General features: G+C 59.9%; 16 protein-coding genes, 1 tRNA gene and 2 rRNA genes (1 of these 19 only partly in view). 11 read left to right on the top strand and 8 right to left on the bottom strand.

Going from position 1 to position 23,665, the window contains the following annotated elements; all coding sequences use genetic code 11:
- Positions 1 to 263: 263 nt before the first annotated feature.
- The 5 genes from D4A92_RS06410 (at position 264) to D4A92_RS06390 (ending at position 8,133) form a co-directional block, all read left to right on the top strand.
- Positions 264 to 1,937 carry an IS66 family transposase gene (locus D4A92_RS06410; RefSeq protein WP_203018836.1) on the top strand — a complete coding sequence of 558 codons (1,674 nt, stop codon included), beginning with the start codon at positions 264 to 266 and terminating at the stop codon, positions 1,935 to 1,937.
- A gap of 172 nt (positions 1,938 to 2,109) precedes the next feature.
- On the top strand, positions 2,110 to 3,783 hold the full coding sequence (locus tag D4A92_RS06405; protein ID WP_203018834.1) for an IS66 family transposase: 1,674 nt from the start codon (positions 2,110 to 2,112) through the stop codon (positions 3,781 to 3,783).
- Positions 3,784 to 4,024: 241 nt separating this feature from the next.
- Entirely contained in the window at positions 4,025 to 4,885 is an 861-nt protein-coding gene (locus D4A92_RS06400) for a tyrosine-type recombinase/integrase (protein WP_203018820.1), read from the top strand.
- A gap of 12 nt (positions 4,886 to 4,897) precedes the next feature.
- Positions 4,898 to 6,073, top strand: a complete 1,176-nt coding sequence (locus D4A92_RS06395; RefSeq protein WP_203018818.1) for an IS91 family transposase — start codon at positions 4,898 to 4,900, stop codon at positions 6,071 to 6,073.
- Between the two features lie 386 nt (positions 6,074 to 6,459).
- Positions 6,460 to 8,133: an IS66 family transposase gene (locus D4A92_RS06390; protein WP_203018834.1), complete on the top strand. Its 1,674-nt coding sequence runs from the start codon at positions 6,460 to 6,462 to the stop codon at positions 8,131 to 8,133.
- Between the two features lie 463 nt (positions 8,134 to 8,596).
- Here the strand turns inward: D4A92_RS06390 and D4A92_RS06385 are convergent, their stop codons facing one another.
- The 5 genes from D4A92_RS06385 to D4A92_RS06365 form a co-directional block, all read right to left on the bottom strand.
- Positions 8,597 to 9,343: an ATP-dependent Zn protease gene (locus tag D4A92_RS06385; RefSeq protein WP_203018832.1), complete on the bottom strand. Its 747-nt coding sequence runs from the start codon at positions 9,341 to 9,343 to the stop codon at positions 8,597 to 8,599.
- Positions 9,340 to 11,244, bottom strand: a complete 1,905-nt coding sequence (locus D4A92_RS06380) for an ATP-binding protein (RefSeq protein WP_203018830.1) — start codon at positions 11,242 to 11,244, stop codon at positions 9,340 to 9,342. The genes D4A92_RS06385 and D4A92_RS06380 overlap by 4 nt, the downstream gene beginning before the upstream one ends.
- Positions 11,237 to 11,701: a hypothetical protein gene (locus D4A92_RS06375; protein WP_203018828.1), complete on the bottom strand. Its 465-nt coding sequence runs from the start codon at positions 11,699 to 11,701 to the stop codon at positions 11,237 to 11,239. Before D4A92_RS06375 ends, D4A92_RS06380 begins: the two co-directional genes overlap by 8 nt.
- A gap of 151 nt (positions 11,702 to 11,852) precedes the next feature.
- Positions 11,853 to 12,983, bottom strand: coding sequence for a hypothetical protein (locus tag D4A92_RS06370; RefSeq protein WP_203018826.1), 1,131 nt, complete (start codon positions 12,981 to 12,983; stop codon positions 11,853 to 11,855).
- Between the two features lie 309 nt (positions 12,984 to 13,292).
- Complete coding sequence (locus tag D4A92_RS06365) at positions 13,293 to 14,354, bottom strand: hypothetical protein (RefSeq protein ID WP_203018824.1); 1,062 nt, start codon at positions 14,352 to 14,354, stop codon at positions 13,293 to 13,295.
- A gap of 771 nt (positions 14,355 to 15,125) precedes the next feature.
- On the opposite strand from D4A92_RS06365, the gene D4A92_RS06360 reads away from it, so the two are divergent.
- The 6 genes from D4A92_RS06360 (at position 15,126) to D4A92_RS06335 (ending at position 22,130) form a co-directional block, all read left to right on the top strand.
- The gene (locus D4A92_RS06360; RefSeq protein WP_203018822.1) at positions 15,126 to 15,902 is read left to right on the top strand and encodes a hypothetical protein; all 777 of its coding nucleotides are present in this window, start codon (positions 15,126 to 15,128) and stop codon (positions 15,900 to 15,902) included.
- 330 nt (positions 15,903 to 16,232) lie between these two features.
- Positions 16,233 to 17,093, top strand: coding sequence for a tyrosine-type recombinase/integrase (locus D4A92_RS06355; RefSeq protein WP_203018820.1), 861 nt, complete (start codon positions 16,233 to 16,235; stop codon positions 17,091 to 17,093).
- Between the two features lie 12 nt (positions 17,094 to 17,105).
- Positions 17,106 to 18,281 (top strand): IS91 family transposase, encoded by a 1,176-nt coding sequence (locus D4A92_RS06350; RefSeq protein WP_203018818.1) that lies wholly within the window; start codon positions 17,106 to 17,108, stop codon positions 18,279 to 18,281.
- A 466-nt stretch (positions 18,282 to 18,747) separates the two neighbouring features.
- Positions 18,748 to 19,083: a hypothetical protein gene (locus D4A92_RS06345; protein WP_203018816.1), complete on the top strand. Its 336-nt coding sequence runs from the start codon at positions 18,748 to 18,750 to the stop codon at positions 19,081 to 19,083.
- A gap of 592 nt (positions 19,084 to 19,675) precedes the next feature.
- Positions 19,676 to 20,167 carry a hypothetical protein gene (locus D4A92_RS06340; RefSeq protein WP_203018814.1) on the top strand — a complete coding sequence of 164 codons (492 nt, stop codon included), beginning with the start codon at positions 19,676 to 19,678 and terminating at the stop codon, positions 20,165 to 20,167.
- A 73-nt stretch (positions 20,168 to 20,240) separates the two neighbouring features.
- Positions 20,241 to 22,130 carry a recombinase family protein gene (locus D4A92_RS06335; protein ID WP_348649894.1) on the top strand — a complete coding sequence of 630 codons (1,890 nt, stop codon included), beginning with the start codon at positions 20,241 to 20,243 and terminating at the stop codon, positions 22,128 to 22,130.
- On the opposite strand, the gene D4A92_RS06330 is transcribed toward D4A92_RS06335, so the two are convergent.
- The 3 genes from D4A92_RS06330 to D4A92_RS06320 form a co-directional block, all read right to left on the bottom strand.
- A tRNA-Met gene (locus D4A92_RS06330) sits at positions 22,087 to 22,163 on the bottom strand. The genes D4A92_RS06335 and D4A92_RS06330 overlap by 44 nt on opposite strands.
- A gap of 145 nt (positions 22,164 to 22,308) precedes the next feature.
- A 5S ribosomal RNA gene (gene rrf, locus D4A92_RS06325) occupies positions 22,309 to 22,423 on the bottom strand.
- 246 nt (positions 22,424 to 22,669) lie between these two features.
- Positions 22,670 to 23,665, bottom strand: a 23S ribosomal RNA gene (locus D4A92_RS06320) (it continues 1,804 nt past the right edge of the window).

The raw sequence follows: 23,665 nt of genomic DNA, 5'->3' as shown, positions 1-23,665 counted from the left end.
CTCAACCCGCCGACAGGGCACCCCAAAACATCCTGTATGCCGCTTTGGTTCTCCTGCCTCATCAATCAACGCGGTTCTTTGAGGCACGACCCCACCAGACGCCATCGACCGCAGCGGCGAAATCCCCATAGCGCAAAACAACCCGCGCCTTCGTTCAATCCGGCTTCAATGAGGTCCGGTCAGTGAATGCCGCACGCTCAGCGGCCGGACCTCACAGAACCCTCCAGATTCCTGTTTCCGGTAATTCATGATTCACTCCCGTGATGACGAAGCGCCGCCTGCCCATGGCCGAGCATGCCGACACGCTGTCGCTGAAGGCGCTGCGCGAGCTCGTGACCGGTCTGGTGGAGCGGGCTGATCGGGCAGACGCCCGGATTGAGAAGCTCGAAGCCGAAAACCAAAGGCTTCGCGATGAGAACGATCAGCTCAGGCTCGAGAACACCCGACTGAAGATCGACAACCAGCTTCTGCGTGACGAGATTGCACGCCTGAAAAACCTGCCACCCCGCCCGCCCTTCAGACCGTCGGGCATGGAAAAAGCAACGGGCGACAAGGCGGTCTCGGCCAAGGATCCCGCACCCCGGCCGCGAGGGCCGAAGAACGACACGAAGCGGGTGACGCGTGAAGAGGTGCTGGCTGTCAGTGTACCGCCCGGATCGCGCTTCAAGGGCTACAAGGACTGCTTTGTCCGGGATCTGGTGCTCAAGGTCGAGGTGGTTCGTTACCGGCGGGAGTGCTGGGTGACGCCGGACGGAGACACCATCACAGCACAGCTGCCTGCGGGGATACGAGGTGGCTTTGGGCCCAATCTGCGGCGGTTTTGTCTGATGCTGCATGCGCATGGGCAGGTCACGACGCAGCGAATGACGACGTTGCTCAACGACGTCGGTGTCGAGATCTCCAAACGCCAAGTGGTGCGGTTCCTGACAGAAAGGCTGGATGGCTTTCATGCCGAGGATGCCGCCGTGCTGCATGCCGGCCTTGTGTCTGCGCCCTACGTGACCGTCGACGACACCGGTGCCCGTCACGCCAACCGCAATTTCCATACGACGCATATTGGCGGCGAGCATTTCACAGCCTTTCGCACGGCGTCTTCGAAGTCGAGGCTGAACTTCCTCGCCCTGCTGCGCGGCAACTATCAGGACTATGTTCTCAACGACGCCGCTTTCGCGCTGCTGGAAGACCGGCAGGTCGACCCTGCCCTTGCTGCCCGGTTGAACACCCATGAACCGCTGAGGTTTGCCAACCGGGTGCCCTTCCTCCAGCATCTCGCCGAACATGGCATCGACATCTTCGACACGGAGACGCTTCGGCCATTCGCTGAGGCCGGCATATGGGGCGCCATCCGCCATCATGGCCTGGTTGGAAACGCGGTGATCGTCTCCGACGATGCCGGGCAGTTTCGGGTTGGTACACACGCGCTGTGTTGGGTGCATGCGGAACGGCTGCTGCAAAAGCTGATGCCGGCCACGCCCGGCCAGGTGAAGCACGTCGAGACCCTGCGCGAGCTCATCTGGCACTTCTACAAGGCTCTGAAAGCCTATCGACGAAGGCCTGACCCAGCTATGGCCAAGGGCCTGCGGGCTCGCTTCGACCGGATTTTCTCGATCCGCACCGGCTACAGCGATCTCGACAAACTGCTGTTTCGGCTGAGGCGTCGCAAGCCGGAGCTGCTCATGGTTCTTGAGCGGCCGGAGATCCCGCTTCACACCAATGCGTCGGAGCGCGATCTGCGGGGCTTTGTCATCAAGCGAAAGATTTCCGGGGGCACCGTCAGTCGCAACGGCCGTCAGGCGCGCGACAGCATGCTGGGCCTTTCGAAGACCTGCCAGAAGCTCGGCCTGTCGTTCTGGCACTACCTGGGCGATCGGCTGGGGATCAGCGACAAAGATCATCCTATTGCCCCGCTCGCCTCCCTGGTTGCGGCGCGTCCCTGACGAGCGCCCTGCCCTCTCAGCAGCCGGTCCTGCCCGCGTGCACAAGTCCCCGAAACTGCAGGTTTTCTCGCCATTGCCACTGCTTTAGCCCCGCTTACCCCGCAGCGTACCTGGAGCAAATCCGGTGGCACGAGGGATTCCTGTTTCCGGTAATTCATGATTCACTCCCGTTATGACGAAGCGCCGCCTGCCCATGGTCGAGCATGCCGACACGCTGTCGCTGAAGGCGCTGCGAGAGCTCGTGACTGGCCTGGTGGAGCGTGTTGATCGGGCAGACGCCCGGATTGAGAAGCTCGAAGCTGAAAACCAAAGGCTTCGCGATGAGAACGATCAGCTCAGGCTCGAGAACACCCGACTGAAGATCGACAACCAGCTTCTGCGTGACGAGATTGCACGCCTGAAAAACCTGCCACCCCGCCCGCCCTTCAGACCGTCGGGCATGGAAAAAGCAACGGGCGACAAGGCGGTCTCGGCCAAGGATCCCGCACCCCGGCCGCGAGGGCCGAAGAACGACACGAAGCGGGTGACGCGTGAAGAGGTGCTGGCTGTCAGTGTACCGCCCGGATCGCGCTTCAAGGGCTACAAGGACTGCTTTGTCCGGGATCTGGTGCTCAAGGTCGAGGTGGTTCGTTACCGGCGGGAGTGCTGGGTGACGCCGGACGGAGACACCATCACAGCACAGCTGCCTGCGGGGATACGAGGTGGCTTTGGGCCCAATCTGCGGCGGTTTTGTCTGATGCTGCATGCGCATGGGCAGGTCACGACGCAGCGAATGACGACGTTGCTCAACGACGTCGGTGTCGAGATCTCCAAACGCCAAGTGGTGCGGTTCCTGACAGAAAGGCTGGATGGCTTTCATGCCGAGGATGCCGCCGTGCTGCATGCCGGCCTTGTGTCTGCGCCCTACGTGACCGTCGACGACACCGGTGCCCGTCACGCCAACCGCAATTTCCATACGACGCATATTGGCGGCGAGCATTTCACAGCCTTTCGCACGGCGTCTTCGAAGTCGAGGCTGAACTTCCTCGCCCTGCTGCGCGGCAACTATCAGGACTATGTTCTCAACGACGCCGCTTTCGCGCTGCTGGAAGACCGGCAGGTCGACCCTGCCCTTGCTGCCCGGTTGAACACCCATGAACCGCTGCGGTTTGCCAACCGGGTGCCCTTCCTCCAGCATCTCGCCGAACATGGCATCGACATCTTCGACACGGAGACGCTTCGGCCATTCGCTGAGGCCGGCATATGGGGCGCCATCCGCCATCATGGCCTGGTTGGAAACGCGGTGATCGTCTCCGACGATGCCGGGCAGTTTCGGGTTGGTACACACGCGCTGTGTTGGGTGCATGCGGAACGGCTGCTGCAAAAGCTGATGCCGGCCACGCCCGGCCAGGTGAAGCACGTCGAGACCCTGCGCGAGCTCATCTGGCACTTCTACAAGGCTCTGAAAGCCTATCGACGAAGGCCTGACCCAGCTATGGCCAAGGGCCTGCGGGCTCGCTTCGACCGGATTTTCTCGATCCGCACCGGCTACAGCGATCTCGACAAACTGCTGTTTCGGCTGAGGCGTCGCAAGCCGGAGCTGCTCATGGTTCTTGAGCGGCCGGAGATCCCGCTTCACACCAATGCGTCGGAGCGCGATCTGCGGGGCTTTGTCATCAAGCGAAAGATTTCCGGGGGCACCGTCAGTCGCAACGGCCGCCAGGCGCGCGACAGCATGCTGGGCCTTTCGAAGACCTGCCAGAAGCTCGGCCTGTCGTTCTGGCACTACCTCGGCGATCGGCTGGGGATCAGCGACAAAGATCATCCTATTGCCCCGCTCGCCTCCCTGGTTGCGGCGCGTCTCTGACGACCACCCTGCCCTCTCAGCAGCCGATCCTGGCAGTGCGCACAAGCCCCCGAAATTGCAGGTTTTCTCGGCATTGCCACCGGATTAGCCCCGCTTACCCGCAGCAGTACCTGGAGCAAATCCGGTGGCACGAGGGATTGAACGAAGCCGCTTTCGCGGCAGTTGGGGCGTCTGATTTGCATGGCGTGTCTCTGGTTTGAAGGATTGGCTGTTTTGGCCAACCTTTGAACGGGAGATTATCATGAGTAAGATGAGCCCTCTACGCCGGCGGATGATCGAGGACATGACAATCCGCAACCTGTCGCCGGCGACGCAGCGATCCTATTTGCATGCGGTGACGAAGTTCTCGCGCTATTTCGGGCGATCGCCAGACCGACTTGGACTGGAAGACGTGCGCGCCTTTCAGGTGCATCTGGTGTCGACGGGCCTGTCATGGCCGGCCTTGAACCAGACGGTCTGTGCGCTGCGGTTCTTCTTTGGCGTCACCCTTGGGCATGATGATATACCGGAGCGCATCGCCTATCCCCGTACGCCATCCAAGCTGCCGACGATATTGAATGGCGACGAGATCGTGCGCTTTCTCGAAGCGATACCAAGCCTGAAGACAAGAGCAGCACTGACGACGGCTTATGCGGCAGGGCTGCGCGCCTCAGAGACTGTCAGTCTTAAAGTCGGCAACATCGACAGTGAACGAGGTGTCATCAGCGTCGAGCATGGCAAGGGCGGCAAGGACCGAACCGTGATGCTCTCGGCACAGTTACTGGGCATCCTTCGCGCTTATTGGAAACTAGCACGACCGCAGTTCTGGCTGTTTCCGGGCAGGGACGAGACTATGCCGATCAGTGTCCAAGTCTTGCACTCGGCCTGCCGTTCGGCGCGGACTGCCGCTGGCATCGACAAACGGGTGACGGTGCATACACTTCGTCACAGCTTTGCCACCCATCTTCTGGAAAGCGGAACCGATATTCGGATCATCCAGGTTCTCCTCGGCCACAACAATCTGTCCACCACGGCCCGCTACACGAAGGTTTCCAATCGGCTGATCCGCAGCACGACCAGCCCCCTCGACCGCCTGACGCTGGAGGTGGTGCCGCCGGGCTGAGGACGTCTCGCCATGGTGGCGGGACTGGAGGTGGCGGACATCTTTCGCCGCCACGGGGAACGATATCGTCTAACACACGACGCTCATCTCGGGCGTGTCGAACGTCGGGTCATGAGCGCCATCGAGATGTGCCGGACCGCGCGCCTCGGCGGCCATGTCCAGCAGTGCCAGGATTGTGACACGCTCCGCATCGCCTACAATTCGTGCCGCAACCGGCATTGCCCAAAATGCCAGGGACAGGCAAGCCGCGACTGGCTTGCAGCGCGGCAGGCAGACCTGCTACCGATCGGCTACTTCCACGTCGTGTTCACCGTGCCGCAAGCGATTGCGGCAATCGCCTTCCAGAACAAGGAGGCGGTCTATGCCATCCTGTTTCGCGCCGTCGCCGAGACGCTGCGCAGGCTTGCGGCCGATCCTAGACATCTCGGTGCCGAGATTGGCTTCATCGCGGTGCTGCACTCCTGGGGCCAGAACCTGCAGTATCACCCGCATGTCCATTGCATCGTGCCGGGCGGCGGATTGTCTGTCGAGCGATCCAGATGGGTTGCTTTCAGGCCAAACTTCTTCATGCCCGTGCGCGTTTTGTCCCGCCTGTTCCGGCGGCTGTTTCTCGAACACTTGAAGCAGGCCTTCGAGCTCGGCCAGCTTCAGTTCTTCGGCGACATTGCCGGCCTGGCTGATCCGGCTGCCTTCAATCGAACCCTTAAAGCGGCCCGCCGTATCGAATGGGTCGTCTATGCAAAACCACCATTTGCAGGACCCGGACAGGTGCTGGCCTATCTAGGTCGCTACACCCATCGCATCGCCATCTCCAATTCCCGCCTCGTCAGCATGGACGGTGACCGCGTCACCTTTCGATGGAAGGATTACCGAACCGGCGGCGTCCAGAAGCTGATGACACTCGATGCGCACGAGTTCATCCGTCGTTTCCTGCTGCACACCGTGCCGGACGGCTTCCATCGCATTCGACATTACGGTCTGCTTGCCAATGGTCATCGGCAAGTGAAGCTGGACCTGTGCCGAAGGCTGCTCAACGTCCCGCCGCCAGAACAGCAGGTCGAAGAACCGGAGGCAGGGCCAACACCTGTGGCACACCGATGCCCCTGTTGCGGTGGAGCCATGACAATCATAGGCGCGTGGACCCCACTCCAGCCTGTCTGCCGACCAGCATGGGACGACAGTTCATGACTATGCCCGGAATTCGATCAGTCCAGCGATCAGCGTCGGCATGTCAAGCGGCCGCGGGAGCCACGCTTTGGCCGATTACGCCGGTGGCACATAAAAAGAACCGGCGCCTGGTGTCAGAGCCATCTCAACCCGCCGACAGGGCACCCCAAAACATCCTGTATGCCGCTTTGGTTCTCCTGCCTCATCAATCAACGCGGTTCTTTGAGGCACGACCCCACCAGACGCCATCGACCGCAGCGGCGAAATCCCCATAGCGCAAAACAACCCGCGCCTTCGTTCAATCCGGCTTCAATGAGGTCCGGTCAGTGAATGCCGCACGCTCAGCGGCCGGACCTCACAGAACCCTCCAGATTCCTGTTTCCGGTAATTCATGATTCACTCCCGTTATGACGAAGCGCCGCCTGCCCATGGTCGAGCATGCCGACACGCTGTCGCTGAAGGCGCTGCGAGAGCTCGTGACTGGCCTGGTGGAGCGTGTTGATCGGGCAGACGCCCGGATTGAGAAGCTCGAAGCTGAAAACCAAAGGCTTCGCGATGAGAACGATCAGCTCAGGCTCGAGAACACCCGACTGAAGATCGACAACCAGCTTCTGCGTGACGAGATTGCACGCCTGAAAAACCTGCCACCCCGCCCGCCCTTCAGACCGTCGGGCATGGAAAAAGCAACGGGCGACAAGGCGGTCTCGGCCAAGGATCCCGCACCCCGGCCGCGAGGGCCGAAGAACGACACGAAGCGGGTGACGCGTGAAGAGGTGCTGGCTGTCAGTGTACCGCCCGGATCGCGCTTCAAGGGCTACAAGGACTGCTTTGTCCGGGATCTGGTGCTCAAGGTCGAGGTGGTTCGTTACCGGCGGGAGTGCTGGGTGACGCCGGACGGAGACACCATCACAGCACAGCTGCCTGCGGGGATACGAGGTGGCTTTGGGCCCAATCTGCGGCGGTTTTGTCTGATGCTGCATGCGCATGGGCAGGTCACGACGCAGCGAATGACGACGTTGCTCAACGACGTCGGTGTCGAGATCTCCAAACGCCAAGTGGTGCGGTTCCTGACAGAAAGGCTGGATGGCTTTCATGCCGAGGATGCCGCCGTGCTGCATGCCGGCCTTGTGTCTGCGCCCTACGTGACCGTCGACGACACCGGTGCCCGTCACGCCAACCGCAATTTCCATACGACGCATATTGGCGGCGAGCATTTCACAGCCTTTCGCACGGCGTCTTCGAAGTCGAGGCTGAACTTCCTCGCCCTGCTGCGCGGCAACTATCAGGACTATGTTCTCAACGACGCCGCTTTCGCGCTGCTGGAAGACCGGCAGGTCGACCCTGCCCTTGCTGCCCGGTTGAACACCCATGAACCGCTGCGGTTTGCCAACCGGGTGCCCTTCCTCCAGCATCTCGCCGAACATGGCATCGACATCTTCGACACGGAGACGCTTCGGCCATTCGCTGAGGCCGGCATATGGGGCGCCATCCGCCATCATGGCCTGGTTGGAAACGCGGTGATCGTCTCCGACGATGCCGGGCAGTTTCGGGTTGGTACACACGCGCTGTGTTGGGTGCATGCGGAACGGCTGCTGCAAAAGCTGATGCCGGCCACGCCCGGCCAGGTGAAGCACGTCGAGACCCTGCGCGAGCTCATCTGGCACTTCTACAAGGCTCTGAAAGCCTATCGACGAAGGCCTGACCCAGCTATGGCCAAGGGCCTGCGGGCTCGCTTCGACCGGATTTTCTCGATCCGCACCGGCTACAGCGATCTCGACAAACTGCTGTTTCGGCTGAGGCGTCGCAAGCCGGAGCTGCTCATGGTTCTTGAGCGGCCGGAGATCCCGCTTCACACCAATGCGTCGGAGCGCGATCTGCGGGGCTTTGTCATCAAGCGAAAGATTTCCGGGGGCACCGTCAGTCGCAACGGCCGCCAGGCGCGCGACAGCATGCTGGGCCTTTCGAAGACCTGCCAGAAGCTCGGCCTGTCGTTCTGGCACTACCTCGGCGATCGGCTGGGGATCAGCGACAAAGATCATCCTATTGCCCCGCTCGCCTCCCTGGTTGCGGCGCGTCTCTGACGACCACCCTGCCCTCTCAGCAGCCGATCCTGGCAGTGCGCACAAGCCCCCGAAATTGCAGGTTTTCTCGGCATTGCCACCGGATTAGCCCCGCTTACCTCAGCAGGCTCTGGATGGGCAATTTTGCAAAATCGTAAGTCATTGAATTTATGGTAAATGATTCGTTAAGCGAAAGCTATATGCAGCTTAAGGTTCCGTACTTCTCATAAAAGAGCCCGGGGTCGCTGACCTCCGATAAGTAACCCTTATCGTATTTTAAATAAAAACCCCTGAATATTCGAGGGTATCAGGAGTGATAAATGAGATTTGTACTACAGCGTCACGAACCTACAATGAGATACATTCAATAGGTATCCAATTAAACAATTTGAACCCAGCGTGCATACGGCAATCCATCGACGGAGCTCGCCCACGATGGCCAAAATTGAAGGCGCACAGTTACCTTTGCGCCTACCAGTTGCCCTTACCTATGATTGAGAATTTCGCTCACCCCATCCCCATCAAGCACCTGCTGCTCGAACAGCACCGCCGTCAACCGATCAAGCCGCGCCCTATTGTCATTGAGGATCTCGGCCGCCCGCCCGAGTGCCTTCTCAAGCCGAGCATGGACACGAGCGGCTAAATCCGGCTGCGCATCGAGCACCACGGTCGGATCCTTGTCGTCGCGGTAAAGGAGCGGCTGCACCGCCCCAAAACCGAGGCTGCGCTCAAGGGCCAGGGCAAGCCCGGTCGCACGCGCGAGGTCACTGTCGTCTGATCCGGCCGAACCAACTGAGACCGAACAGAAGACAATCTGCTCGGCCGCCCGCCCGGCCATCAACATCGCCAGCAGGTCCTCGCGATAGCCGAGCGTGTCGCTGCCCGACCTATGGAACGACAGGAGATTGTACCCGCCTTCGGGCATGTCGATAGTGATCCCTTGGATCGGACCGAGCTTGAGGGCATGATGCACGATGGCATGCCCCGCCTCATGAACAGCAAAGCGCCAGCGTAGATCGTGCGGAAGCTCTGGGCGGTTCATCCGGATGCCGTCTTCCAGATCCTGATATCGGATCGACCGCTTCTGCCGGCGTGCGACCTGGCGGGCCTCGCGTACAATGCGCTCGACATCGGCACCCGTAAGGCCCATCGCGCGGGTTCCCAGACGCTTCAGAACCGATTGAACATCGCTCTCGGTCGATCCGGTATTGGTCATGGCTTGATGTGTCATTGGCTTCCTCCATTCGGCGCTGCTTGTTGACTCAGACTGGCGCCGGTGTCCGAGGGCAGCTCGGCGATCGCGGGCCGCTCCTTGTTTGTTTCCTGCCCCGCGGCGACCAGCAGCTTCAGATCCTCACCGAGATGATGCCGGAAGATTTCGGCCAGCGTCGCCGTGTCAGGCCTCGGGATCCCGATTTGGGTTTCCAAGCGCCCGGAACGTTTTAAGGCCTCGTCGATCTGCTCCGGTCTGTTAGTGGCGCCGACGACGATGAGGCCTTCGCCCTTGACCGCACCATCCAGCAGTTCAAGCGCTTTGTTGACGACGCTATTCCAGTAGTCCGCGTACTCGCGTTCCGCCGGCTGCCGCTTTCCGATACCGTCGATCTCGTCGATGAAGAGGATCGCGGGTGCCGCGGCACGCGCCTCGGCAAAAGTCCGGGTCATACGATTGAGCACGTCGCTCAGATGCGCACCCTGGAGCCAGGTCGACACCGAACTGACCACCAGCGGCACCTGAAGACTATTGCAGAGCGCCCGCGCGAATGTCGTCTTGCCGGTCCCGGGCGGTCCCGAGAGGAGCAGTTTGGTGCTCATGTCAGACCATGGAAGGATCGAGGCTCGGTAGTCATCAAGGTCGGCCTTGAGATCAAGCGCCCAGGTCTTCGCCTTGCCGTATCCAGGGAGCGTCTCGACCGCGAGGCTCGGTGGGCTGCCGTCTTCGCTCCAAGGCTCCGGCTGGATGACTTCCGCCCCGGACGGCTTGTCGCGTTTCCACCCGCCACTGCTGCTGTCTTGCCCCGAAGCAGGCGTGTCATGGCTTGCCTTGCCCGGCTTTTGTTTCGACGCCTTGGAGCCATTTGAGGAGCCGTCGCTCTCATCGTCGTCACTGTCGCCATCGCGCGCCGCAATGCGGTTGCGCTCGGTGAGCGACGCAAGGATCGCAACGACTTCGGCCGGACTGCGACCCGGTCTGAACGCGAGCACGACGTCATCGATGGTGAGGTAGTGAACATCATAAGCATTGGTCCACCGATCGAGCGCTGACCTTCCGTTTGAGCCGTAGATGGCTTCGAGCATTAGGACCAGGAATGGATAGTCCAATCTCCCGCCGATCAGATTGATATCGGCTGCGATGGCAATCTCCGCCGGAACACCTTTTGTGTCTTCACAAATTGCAACGACGGGATAGTCACGCCGCAGCGCATTGAGAAGCCGACGCTGCAGATTGCCGCCTGCCACGCGACGCAAGAGGTGCCCAAGCAGCAGAACGTAGGTCCTGCCCGGGCCTTCGTCGCCGGCGATGGTCATGTCGTCATAGACATACTCACCATCAAGCCCCTTAAGATCGCCACCGGGTACAAAGCCCGGGACTTCGATCAGCCGTCGGATAGCCTGCTCGAAGCCAATGATCGGCGCATGAAGTGCGATCACCGGAGCCGGCATCGCCGCCGCGCGTGTCACGGCAGCCAAGGTCACACGGGCTCTCTCGATCGTCCTCGCAAGAACGATCGCCGCGATGATGTTGCTGACGAGCGGACTTTTGCCTCCCTGGCCAATGAGGCTGAGGGCATAAGCGCGGTTTGCATGATCAGCGTCAGACAGCCGCTCAGTTTTGGAACCGGACTTCCGCCGAGATGCCGACCGCAGACCTGCGGGTACAGATGCGCCTTCGAACGATACCGCCATTGGCTGCAGATAGTCGCCGAAGTGGCGCCGTACCCATGCCAAGTCCTTCTCGCGATCGCCGATGAGGGACGAGGTGTCGAACACGGGCGTGTAGCGCCGGATCATGTGACCTCCGATCTCGACAGCTTTCACGTCGAGCAACCCGTTGCGAAGCGCATTGCGCCTCGCCTCGCGCCGGGCAAGCTGTTCGAGCCGGTGAACAAACAGACGGGCGACCTTACTCATCGATGTTAACCTCCGCAGTTTCGGCAATAATTGCCAAACCGGATCGGCTAAGGTCTCGCGCCCGCAACGCGCGTTTCCTGAGACTGCCCGGTTCCGGCCGGGGACGCTCGCGAATCTTGCGACGCTCGCGCTGCACGGCTGCGTTGCGGCTGCGCTTGACGAGCCAGTCCATGACCACTTCGCAGGCTGGATCACCGTGCTCGATATGGACCAGCAGGTGGGCCATCACGCGAGGCGGTACAGTGCCGGTCAGCCCTTCTTGCGTTCGCACGTGCCCGAGAGCGAGTCCGATCACTACAGCAGGATCGTCGGCAGTCTCTCGATGAGCAGGTGCGCCGGGAGTGCGAAGCAAGACGTCGTGGGAGCGGTGGCAGTCGAGAGTCGTCGGTCGCATGTTCGAGGTGAGCGCTTCGCAACGCATGTGCGGCAGCCCCTCCGAACGGATGTCAGAAGACATGGGAACTCCTTGCCGGACCGTAGCGGGGCCCAGCGCAAACGTGGAATGGGGAATGGTGAGGAAAGCCGCGGGCGTAAAGCCATTGCGGCCAACGCCTGCAGCCCGACGGCAAGCGTCTGGCTACAGCGTTCAGATCATCGAGCGGTTTGGGTCAGTGCGTCCCAGGGCGTCTGGCATAGCCGATGCGGAAGAAGACCGGGCGCGGCTCGTCGTCATCTATTGAATCCAGACGCTCGAAGCGCTCTTCCTCCCAGGGGGCGCGATCCAAATCCTCGTCGAACGATCGGGCAGCCATCTCTTCCTCAAATGTTCGGCTCGGACCGTTGAGGTTGATCCGAGGTGGCTTCGACGCAATCAGCGGCGCCACGGCATCGCCCGCGCTCGTGACGAACCGCTCATCCACCCCGATCGCCTTGCGCGCTTCGACCTCGAGAAGCTGCTGCACTCGGGCACCGAAGCGGCGGCGTAGCTCGGCCATGCAGGCCGCGGCCCCGTCGATCTCCAGCAGGTCATCGATTTCGGAGAGCGCCCAGATGCCGGTGGCGTGATCACTCGGACGGCTGGCTCCATCGACGATAGCCACCTCCACTGTATCGACCATCAATCGCTTTTGCGTCTTGTACAGCCAGTCGGGCAAGACCATCGCCGAAGCCATCATCTTGGTCTTGAGTTCCTCGAGTCGGCTGGTGTCGCCGTAAGACGCGAGCGAGCGCTTGAGGTCTAGGATATAGGCCGTATGTCGGGCGCGATTCACGACGATCAAGTCGGGCGTGTAACTGCCCTTTGCCGGTGACTCGCAATCGAGCTTGATACCGTCGAGGCTCGACCAGTCATTGCCTGAGACGGCTTCGAGGGCTGCTTTCACGAGCGGCAGTTTAAGCGACTGCGTCAGCACCAGAACGTTCGGATTCGCCCGGGCCACCCTTTCGAACGCATACTCAAGCAGCTTGCCCTCCCGGAACGACACCGCACGCACCAGCGAGGCGATGTGAACGTAGTGCCCCAAGATCTCGTCTTCGGCCGGTTCGCCATCCGTGATCGCGGTAATGGCGCGATCGATGAGGACATCGAGATCGGCTTCGACGTCTGCGACGCGGACGAGGTGCGGATGGCGGCGCAACACGGCGGGGACGCACGCCGGTGCAGAAAGTGCGTTGCGGCCAAAGCCGAACGGACGCGGGCGGGAGCCTGAATGGCCAAAGCCAGTAGCGGCGTTGCCCACAAGGTTGGTAGTCGAACGGAGAACTTCCCCACAGGGAACAGAAGCGGTATTCGTGCTCATAGCCCGATTCCTTCTAACCAAGGTTGACGGTCAGGCCCTTGTCGATGTTGGCGCATCGGCTTGGGCCGCTTGTTCCGGTGATCGGAACGCGCTTACTCTGGCAGGACCCGAGATCGGGCTCAAGGACCCTAACTTACAAAATGAGAACGAAGCCGGTACAAGGTTAACGGCGGGCTCACGACCCTGAACGCCGGTGGCGTTGTTCGGTTTTAACTGGTCAGGCACCCAAACAAAAAAAGGGCCGACAAGCGGCCCCAGTGAAGGTTTTGGGGGACGGCAATGTTGCCGCCTTCCCGATCTCGACGCCGGTCACACCGCCATCACTGGCGAGGTCACCTCGTCGAGGTTTTCGTCTTCAACCTCGGCCTCGTCCTCAAACTCGTCCCCGACCTCGGTCAGTTCAGACGTGTCGAGCGACGGAACCGCTTCGAGCATCTGACGGCTTTCAAGGTCATCGTTACCTTCGACAGCGTCCTTCAATTCTGGGCCGGTCAGCTTCGCTTTCCGATCCTTCGAGATCGCCCAGGACAGGACCGGCACGGCTTCGCCCTCGAGCCACTTGCGCAGGTCTACCATTTTCGGCCAACGATCCTTGTCGGACAGTCGCGTTAGCACGGCCTCGACCCGCGCCCACTGGCTTCCATTCGGGAACATCACAAGGTTCTGGTGCTCGCTCCTCGCCTCAGACGAACCGACGAACTGCGCCAGATTGCGAAGTTCGCTTCGAGCGGTGCCTGCCGACAGCATAAGCACTTCCTGCAGTTTTTCCTTATAGAGCCGCTTGCCCTTCAAAGCCGCATCCATGACCCCGACGATTGCCTGAAGCCGAGCAAGGAAGATCTTCTGTCCCTCGCGGGATTTAAGGGCGATCAGCGCCTGAAGTCCGCTCACGCCGCCGATGTCATAAGGATTGACGCGGGGTTTCTCCTGGCCATCAGACAGGATGGCCTTGGCATCCGAGACCCGGACCTGACCGTGCTCCTCGGCATGCTTCAGAACATCGCGGATTTTGTCCGGCTCCGCATGGGCAATCGTGAACAGGACGGTCGAACTGACGTTAAGATCGATCATCTCGTCGCGGAACGCCTCAAGGTTCCGCGAGACGGCAATGAAGCCGGTCGCCGTGCGCGCAGCGATCCCGCAACGGCTGCTCACCCATTTCGCGAACGTTGGGCCCTCCAGCACATCAGCGGCTTCATTGAGGATGTCGCCGATCAGGAAGGTCTGCTCCGTCGAGCGGCGTCCGAGCTCGAAGATGCGCTCGGCCTTGTTCTCGAGAAGGCCCTGAAGCGCTGGATCGATCTTCAGCTTTTCATATGTGTGGGCGGGGGTGGTGGGGGCCTTGGGCTTGGTCTTGGTCTTGGTGTTCATCTGGTACTCCAGTTACGCGTTACAATCATCCGACACACGAAGGCATCGGATAAAGCTATTACCGCCCGGATTTACGAAAATTGCAAATTGTTCCCTAAATCACTCAAACGCTAGGCAAAGCAACTCTGCTCATTTTCACCCACAAAATCAGTATAGACACCAAAATTATAAAGGCTTGTTAACCACTCTAATCTACCGATGTGACAAATGATGTTTAAATGTCTATAATTAATATCATCGATATCAATAGATCCGGATACAGTTCGGTTAGGAGACATTCAAATTGTGCGCTCCGCCTAACTCTCGTGGGCACGCAGAGTGCACTTTTTTTTGACGCAGAGGCGATTCGAAGTATTTTTACGATCGCCAAAGGTAAAGCCGCCGAGGGTCGCGGCGACGGCTGGGACGGCTCATGTCCACCCTCACAAGTCATCGCGCGTCTGCTCAACCTGCACGCACGTCAAGACAAATTGCGCATCAGCGATTCGACCTCTGGACATCCGATTCAGAACGCTGGAATGGCGTTTCGGCAAACGCCGTTTGCACTGACGCGGGCATCGCAGCGTGCCTTGCCTCGCTGACCAGTTCAGCCAGACGTGTCGAAGTGATCGAACTGTGGACACCAACAGCATTGGCCTCCGGTCGCTCCCAGCATTCATCAGCGCTTAAACTCTCGCCGATACCCGTGATGATTGACGCATTCGTTCCGCTTGGGGATCAGGAGTTCCGATGAGTAAAAAAAGCCGTGTTGCCGCCGACCGGGCTGAGGCCTTGGAGTCCGCGCTCAGAACCATCGAGACGATCGACCAAACCGCTCCGCTGGCGCTCATCGACATCGGGGTTACGCTTTCGGAGGTTTTTGACGAGATACCAACATCAGAGGTGCTGTCGTCCATCGCAGAACGAACCGGTATCGAGGGGGCCGTTATAGAGCGGGCTTTGTACGCCGGTTCAGTGCTTGGTCCCCACCGCACGAGCCTTGAGCGCATGGGCGTATCTGCCGACATGGTCGGCGCTCTCGCAGTGGGTGAGGAGCAGGACGTTGACCGCGGCGTGCAGGCGCTCCAAACCTACCCAGGGATTTCTTTGGCCGACCTGCAGATCCTGATGGACCCCTCCGATGAACTACGCGCCTATCAAGCGCCGCATCATGCCCTGCTCCGTTTCGATATGACGAGCATGGAGGAACTTGCCGTGATGAAGACACGCAGCGGTTTCCGCATCTTCCGGGAGATGGTCAGCCGCATCATTCAGTTGATCAACTGCCTCGAAGAGGTAGGCTTCAATCACGAAGAGTCCGAGGCCATCCAGAGCCAATTGCACATCGGCCGCGAGCACCTGGAGACGATGATCGGCAACCTGATCCTTCTGCCGCATCCAGTCGTCGCGAGCCCTACTCACATCTTTCCAGCATGGCCGCCCCAAGCGTCTCCGTGGAACCACCTTCTTGATGGTCTCGGAGAGCTCTCTGACCTTGGTGAGAGCTCTCTGCCAGACCTCATCAGGGTGCGCACGATGATGCAGCAGCTTCTTGGGCCTGAAGCGTAGGCTTGATCGCGCCGGTGGCGCATCAGCGCGCAAGCTGACTCAATGTGCACGCAAATCATCCTGCCGCCATCTCACATCGAGACAAATTGCGAATCAACGATTCCGAACTCTGGATATCCGATTCAGAACTGTGGAAGCACGTTTGTGCAAACGCCGTTTGCGCCGTTGAAGTCATCTCGACCTGCCGCAATTTACCTGCAACCTGTCTCAAGTTGCGCATTCCTGATTGAACGAAGCCGCTTTCGCGGCAGTTGGGGCGTCTGATTTGCATGGCGTGTCTCTGGTTTGAAGGATTGGCTGTTTTGGCCAACCTTTGAACGGGAGATTATCATGAGTAAGATGAGCCCTCTACGCCGGCGGATGATCGAGGACATGACAATCCGCAACCTGTCGCCGGCGACGCAGCGATCCTATTTGCATGCGGTGACGAAGTTCTCGCGCTATTTCGGGCGATCGCCAGACCGACTTGGACTGGAAGACGTGCGCGCCTTTCAGGTGCATCTGGTGTCGACGGGCCTGTCATGGCCGGCCTTGAACCAGACGGTCTGTGCGCTGCGGTTCTTCTTTGGCGTCACCCTTGGGCATGATGATATACCGGAGCGCATCGCCTATCCCCGTACGCCATCCAAGCTGCCGACGATATTGAATGGCGACGAGATCGTGCGCTTTCTCGAAGCGATACCAAGCCTGAAGACAAGAGCAGCACTGACGACGGCTTATGCGGCAGGGCTGCGCGCCTCAGAGACTGTCAGTCTTAAAGTCGGCAACATCGACAGTGAACGAGGTGTCATCAGCGTCGAGCATGGCAAGGGCGGCAAGGACCGAACCGTGATGCTCTCGGCACAGTTACTGGGCATCCTTCGCGCTTATTGGAAACTAGCACGACCGCAGTTCTGGCTGTTTCCGGGCAGGGACGAGACTATGCCGATCAGTGTCCAAGTCTTGCACTCGGCCTGCCGTTCGGCGCGGACTGCCGCTGGCATCGACAAACGGGTGACGGTGCATACACTTCGTCACAGCTTTGCCACCCATCTTCTGGAAAGCGGAACCGATATTCGGATCATCCAGGTTCTCCTCGGCCACAACAATCTGTCCACCACGGCCCGCTACACGAAGGTTTCCAATCGGCTGATCCGCAGCACGACCAGCCCCCTCGACCGCCTGACGCTGGAGGTGGTGCCGCCGGGCTGAGGACGTCTCGCCATGGTGGCGGGACTGGAGGTGGCGGACATCTTTCGCCGCCACGGGGAACGATATCGTCTAACACACGACGCTCATCTCGGGCGTGTCGAACGTCGGGTCATGAGCGCCATCGAGATGTGCCGGACCGCGCGCCTCGGCGGCCATGTCCAGCAGTGCCAGGATTGTGACACGCTCCGCATCGCCTACAATTCGTGCCGCAACCGGCATTGCCCAAAATGCCAGGGACAGGCAAGCCGCGACTGGCTTGCAGCGCGGCAGGCAGACCTGCTACCGATCGGCTACTTCCACGTCGTGTTCACCGTGCCGCAAGCGATTGCGGCAATCGCCTTCCAGAACAAGGAGGCGGTCTATGCCATCCTGTTTCGCGCCGTCGCCGAGACGCTGCGCAGGCTTGCGGCCGATCCTAGACATCTCGGTGCCGAGATTGGCTTCATCGCGGTGCTGCACTCCTGGGGCCAGAACCTGCAGTATCACCCGCATGTCCATTGCATCGTGCCGGGCGGCGGATTGTCTGTCGAGCGATCCAGATGGGTTGCTTTCAGGCCAAACTTCTTCATGCCCGTGCGCGTTTTGTCCCGCCTGTTCCGGCGGCTGTTTCTCGAACACTTGAAGCAGGCCTTCGAGCTCGGCCAGCTTCAGTTCTTCGGCGACATTGCCGGCCTGGCTGATCCGGCTGCCTTCAATCGAACCCTTAAAGCGGCCCGCCGTATCGAATGGGTCGTCTATGCAAAACCACCATTTGCAGGACCCGGACAGGTGCTGGCCTATCTAGGTCGCTACACCCATCGCATCGCCATCTCCAATTCCCGCCTCGTCAGCATGGACGGTGACCGCGTCACCTTTCGATGGAAGGATTACCGAACCGGCGGCGTCCAGAAGCTGATGACACTCGATGCGCACGAGTTCATCCGTCGTTTCCTGCTGCACACCGTGCCGGACGGCTTCCATCGCATTCGACATTACGGTCTGCTTGCCAATGGTCATCGGCAAGTGAAGCTGGACCTGTGCCGAAGGCTGCTCAACGTCCCGCCGCCAGAACAGCAGGTCGAAGAACCGGAGGCAGGGCCAACACCTGTGGCACACCGATGCCCCTGTTGCGGTGGAGCCATGACAATCATAGGCGCGTGGACCCCACTCCAGCCTGTCTGCCGACCAGCATGGGACGACAGTTCATGACTATGCCCGGAATTCGATCAGTCCAGCGATCAGCGTCGGCATGTCAAGCGGCCGCGGGAGCCACGCTTTGGCCGATTACGCCGGTGGCACATAAAAAGAACCGGCGCCTGGTGTCAGAGCCATCTCAACCCGCCGACAGGGCACCCCAAAACATCCTGTATGCCGCTTTGGTTCTCCTGCCTCATCAATCAACGCGGTTCTTTGAGGCACGACCCCACCAGACGCCATCGACCGCAGCGGCGAAATCCCCATAGCGCAAAACAACCCGCGCCTTCGTTCAATCCGGCTTCAATGAGGTCCGGTCAGTGAATGCCGCACGCTCAGCGGCCGGACCTCACAGAACCCTCCAGATTCAGAGTTGAAGATTTCCGATTCATAAACCGGGATTTTCGATTCAGCCGCGAGCGCGGTTGCTGCGCTCATGCCGGTCTGGCATGCAGTCGACCTGTCAGAGTGAGAGGACTTCATGGCACGCAAATCGGAGGAGATCCGCAATCGCGAACAGCGGGAACGCCAGCAGCGACTGCGCGATGCCGACCGGAAGGCAAGGCGGCCAAACCGCGACGATGTTGCCCGCACCGCCCTCTTCATGATCATTTCTGCGATGGCGGACCGTCGGGCGGAAGCGGAACTCGACGAGCTGCAGGATCGCGTTGTTGCCCTTCTGGTTCGCCAAGGCTTCGATGAGCGAGCATCGGATGCCGTGTTCGATGAGCTTGCCGCCAAGTACCGCACGGGCGAGTGGCCTTTTCGTCGGAAGGTTCACCTGGGCGAGGCAGACGGTGACGAGCCTGAGGGTTGATCAGGTTTCTCGCCTGCCCCTGATCGGTATCTGACAGATGCGCTATCGCGCATCGCCTGTCACAAACCGCGTTTGCAAGATCTGACACATTCCCCCCGTTACTTCACAAAACGGCGTTTGATTCTGAATCGGATTTCTAGAGGGTCTCGGCCTATGTCGGCGACCGTGGGATTGTTGCGCGCAGGCAACACTGCTCCATCTAAGTCAGCGGTTGCCAAGTGGTTAACAAGTATAAGCTGCCGGTAAAGTGCTCAAACTTCTCAGGCAAAGGCGCTGTCCCATTTTGAGAATCGACCGGATTTTGCTCAAGCTGCAGCCATCTAACCAACAATTACAGGTACTTGCGTGATCGCAGCTCCTGTGTTCTCTGGCTGGCAGCAGTGTTCAACCCAGGCCAGTCCAAGGAACGGAAAGGAGGCGCCCATGTTCGATTACGGCCATGTCACCGGCGCCGTTATGCCGCCGTCAGGAGACCCAGAGTGCCAGACCACGCCCGTGTTCGGGGTCTGCACCGGCCGCATGCCCGAGAAGGCTCTCGGCGCAGATCACCGTCGAATACGACGGCGAAGATCTGTGCACGAAAGGAGCCACTATGCTGCATGCACCCCAATCACCAAGCGGGACGTTCACCTTCATCCACTCCGAGGATGATGGCCGGCGGATCGAGGAATACCAACGGCAACACGAGCCTGCGGTAGACCGTTTGCTCGAGTTGATCGAACAAACACCCGGCGTTGTGCGGGACGGTTACCACGTATTCCGGAGGCCGATCTGGGTGACCGTGACCGATCAAGGTTTCACGGCATCGCCCAAGCCGCCACGGCGCAAGGAGCTTGGCGGCCCAGGAACGTATGTTCAGTTCGAGATCTGCGAGCGCCGTATCGGTGAGCGCTCGGTAGAGGCCCTGACCCTTGCGCACATCGTCGGATGCATGCGCATTGGCGACCTGTTGTCGATGAACAAGCGCCTGGCCGAGATCGATCGTGAAGCGGCCCGTGTGCTGTTGCTGGAATTCGTATCCGCTGTCCAGCGCCAGGTCTACTCGGCCGCGCACCACCTGACGAAGCCGGTCCCCCACCCGTAAGCACACGCGAAGCGCCAGGTCATGACGACCTGGCTCTGGCCGGGGCTCCCAAGCTGTCCCGGCCAAGCTAAGCATGTCTCTCACGCGCAATCCGTTTATGAATGAGCACCCAATGACCAAGAAAGTTTTGTTCTACGCCCGCTACTCGACCGACCGTCAGAACGAGGTCTCGATCGAGACCCAGACGGAACTCGGCAAGAAGTTCGTTGCCGACAGGGGCTGGACGCTGTGCGGCGTTTACTCCGACTCCGCAATCAGCGGAACCTCGTTCACCTCACGCCCCGGTATCCAGCAGCTTCTCGCGCATGTGAAGCGCGAACAGATCGATGTGGTGCTCTGCGTCAATGTCGACCGCCTGTCGCGCGATGTCGAGCACACCTCGAAGATCCTGAAGGATCTCAATTACCACGACTGCGCCATCTGGACCGTCGAAGCCGGCCGGGCGGTCACAGATATGGAACTGCACATGCGCTCCACCATGAGCCATGAACTCGTCGAGCAGGGCCGGACGCGCACCCGCGAGGGTATGAAGACGGCGGTCCGCAAGGGAAAGGCAACCACATGCCTCTCCTACGGCTATAAGCTCTCCCAGCAGCGCGATGCCAACGGTGACCGCATCAAGGGGCTGAGGGAGATCGATCCGGTCAAGGCCGAGATCGTGCGGGGGATCTTCAAGGATTACGTCGATGGCGTCTCGCCGGCCGCCATTGCACAGAAGCTGAACGAGCTGGGGATCCCGGGTGCACGGACCAAATACTGGCGCGACACCACCATCCGGGGCAGCGTCACTGACGGTACCGGCATCCTCAACAACTCCCTCTATGTGGGGAAAGTCGTCTGGAACAAGCAGAAGTTCCGCAAGGATCCGACGACAGAACGGCGAACCTCTCGTGCAAACGACCGGGACGAATGGGAGTTCGGGGACAAGCCTGAGCTGCGCATTATTTCGGATGAGCTGTGGGAACGGGCAAAGCAACGTCAGGCCGAAAGCCGGGAAGAGTATGACCGGCACTCGACCAACCGTCTCAACGCGACGCACCGTCCGGAGTATCTCCTCAGCCGGATGCTGCAATGTGCCGAGTGCGGCGGGCCCTACGCGATCAGCGGAAAGGACCGCTATAGCTGCACCAACCGCAAGAAGCGCCTGCCGATCGATGAGCTTGACGGGGAATGCTGCACCAACAGCAAGACGATCACCCGCCATGAACTGGAAGAGCGCGTCCTCAACTGCCTTCCGGTCGCCTTCTACTCGGTCGACATCTTCGACCGGATTTCGAAGAAGATGATCGCCCACGAGGTGGCCAAACTGAAGAACGGCCCCTCCCGCAAGGCGCAAGTGGAGGCTGAACTCGCAAAGATCAAGGCGGCACAAACGAGCCTGATGCAGCAGATCCAGGACCGGCACGCCGAAGGCCGGCCGCGGCTCGCCATCCTCGACGACCAACTCGACGACCTGGAACTGAAGCGCGAACAGCTCGCCCGAGATCTGGCGGCAGTCGAGGAGCCGGCAGAAGATTTCCAGGGGAAGATCGAGAAGCTGAAGGCGCAGTTTAACCCGGCAAACATCGAGATTGGGATCCGCAAACTCATCTTCCTCGCGCGCAACAACGCCGACGAAGCGGTCAAGCAGCGGCTGATGCCGATCGTGCGCGACCTCATCCAGACAGTCGTGATCGGCAAGACGCCTGGCCACCAGCCGGCAAGCCTGCAGGTGCATGGCGACATCGCCCACATCATGGCATCCATGGACGCGATCGATATCCTCCAGCAGCAGTTCATCGCAGCCGCTCAGAATGATCTGATGACGCGTCTGGCATCCGGCGAGATCGATACGGAGGACAAAAAGAACAAGCTCATCGACGCTTACATCGATGAACTGTCACGCAAATTGCCGGAGTGGGAGAATTTGCAAGTCTCAGTGGTTGCGGGGGCAGGATTTGAACCTGCGGCCTTCAGGTTATGAGCCTGACGAGCTACCGGGCTGCTCCACCCCGCGCCAAGAGCGCAACTTTGTTGCGCTTGAGATTATTTATCAAGCAGAAAGGGCCGCTTTCTGCGGCCCTAAGATTTCGGCTTGGGCCGATGCTGTGTCGAGAAGATTGTTTTTCAGCGTTTTTAGCTGACAACATTGCCTTTAGCAGACCTGGCAGCGACCTACTCTCCCGCGTCTTGAGACGAAGTACCATTGGCGCTGGGGCGTTTCACGGCCGTGTTCGGAATGGGAACGGGTGCAGCCACCCCGCCATGACCACCAGGTCGGCTAAGGGCAATGTTGTTGAGAAGCTGGCAGGCATTCGCCTGTTTTATTTTGAACACGTCAGTTTTCTCTGCCTTCGTCTGCAGGGAAGCTCCCATACAGGCCGATAGGCCGTCGCGCCCAGGTTTTTGCCGAAGGCAAAATACCGGTTTGGCGCGGCCTGTCCGGAGCGCTTAAGCGCGTCAGGACAAAAGAGAAGCATCATCGGTGCTGCTGAGCAGCACTGATGAACATAAGCAATGAGAACGATCAAGCCAATCGAGCTATTAGTAACGGTAAGCTTCATGCATTACTGCACTTCCACACCCGTCCTATCAACGTGGTCGTCTTCCACGGCTCTGATAGGGAATACTCGTTTTCAGGTGGGTTTCCCGCTTAGATGCCTTCAGCGGTTATCCCTTCCATATATAGCTACCCTGCTATGCCGTTGGCACGACAACAGGTCCACCAGAGATATGTCCATCCCGGTCCTCTCGTACTAGGGACAGATCCTGTCAATATTCCTACACCCACGGCAGATAGGGACCGAACTGTCTCACGACGTTCTGAACCCAGCTCACGTACCGCTTTAATTGGCGAACAGCCAAACCCTTGGGACCTGCTCCAGCCCCAGGATGCGATGAGCCGACATCGAGGTGCCAAACAACCCCGTCGATATGGACTCTTGGGGGTCATCAGCCTGTTATCCCCGGCGTACCTTTTATCCGTTGAGCGATGGCCCTTCCACACGGGACCACCGGATCACTATGACCGACTTTCGTCTCTGCTCGACTTGTCAGTCTCGCAGTCAGGCGGGCTTATGCCATTGCACTCGACGACCGATTTCCGACCGGTCTGAGCCCACCATCGCGCGCCTCCGTTACTCTTTCGGAGGCGACCGCCCCAGTCAAACTACCCACCATACACTGTCCCGGATCCGGATGACGGACCGCGGTTAGACATCCATGACGATAAGGGTGGTATTTCAAGGATGGCTCCACTCAAACTGGCGTCCAAGCTTCAAAGCCTACCACCTATCCTACACATGCCGACACGAATGCCAGTGTAAAGCTATAGTAAAGGTGCACGGGGTCTTTCCGTCTGACCGCAGGAACCCCGCATCTTCACGGGGAATTCAATTTCACTGAGTCTATGTTGGAGACAGCGGGGAAGTCGTTACGCCATTCGTGCAGGTCGGAACTTACCCGACAAGGAATTTCGCTACCTTAGGACCGTTATAGTTACGGCCGCCGTTTACTGGG

Source organism: Rhizobium rosettiformans, from assembly GCF_016806065.1.
In the GTDB taxonomy this organism is placed as follows: domain Bacteria; phylum Pseudomonadota; class Alphaproteobacteria; order Rhizobiales; family Rhizobiaceae; genus Allorhizobium.
The sequence above is the reverse complement of the archived record's forward strand: the minus strand, read 5'-3'. Positions and strand labels throughout refer to the sequence as shown.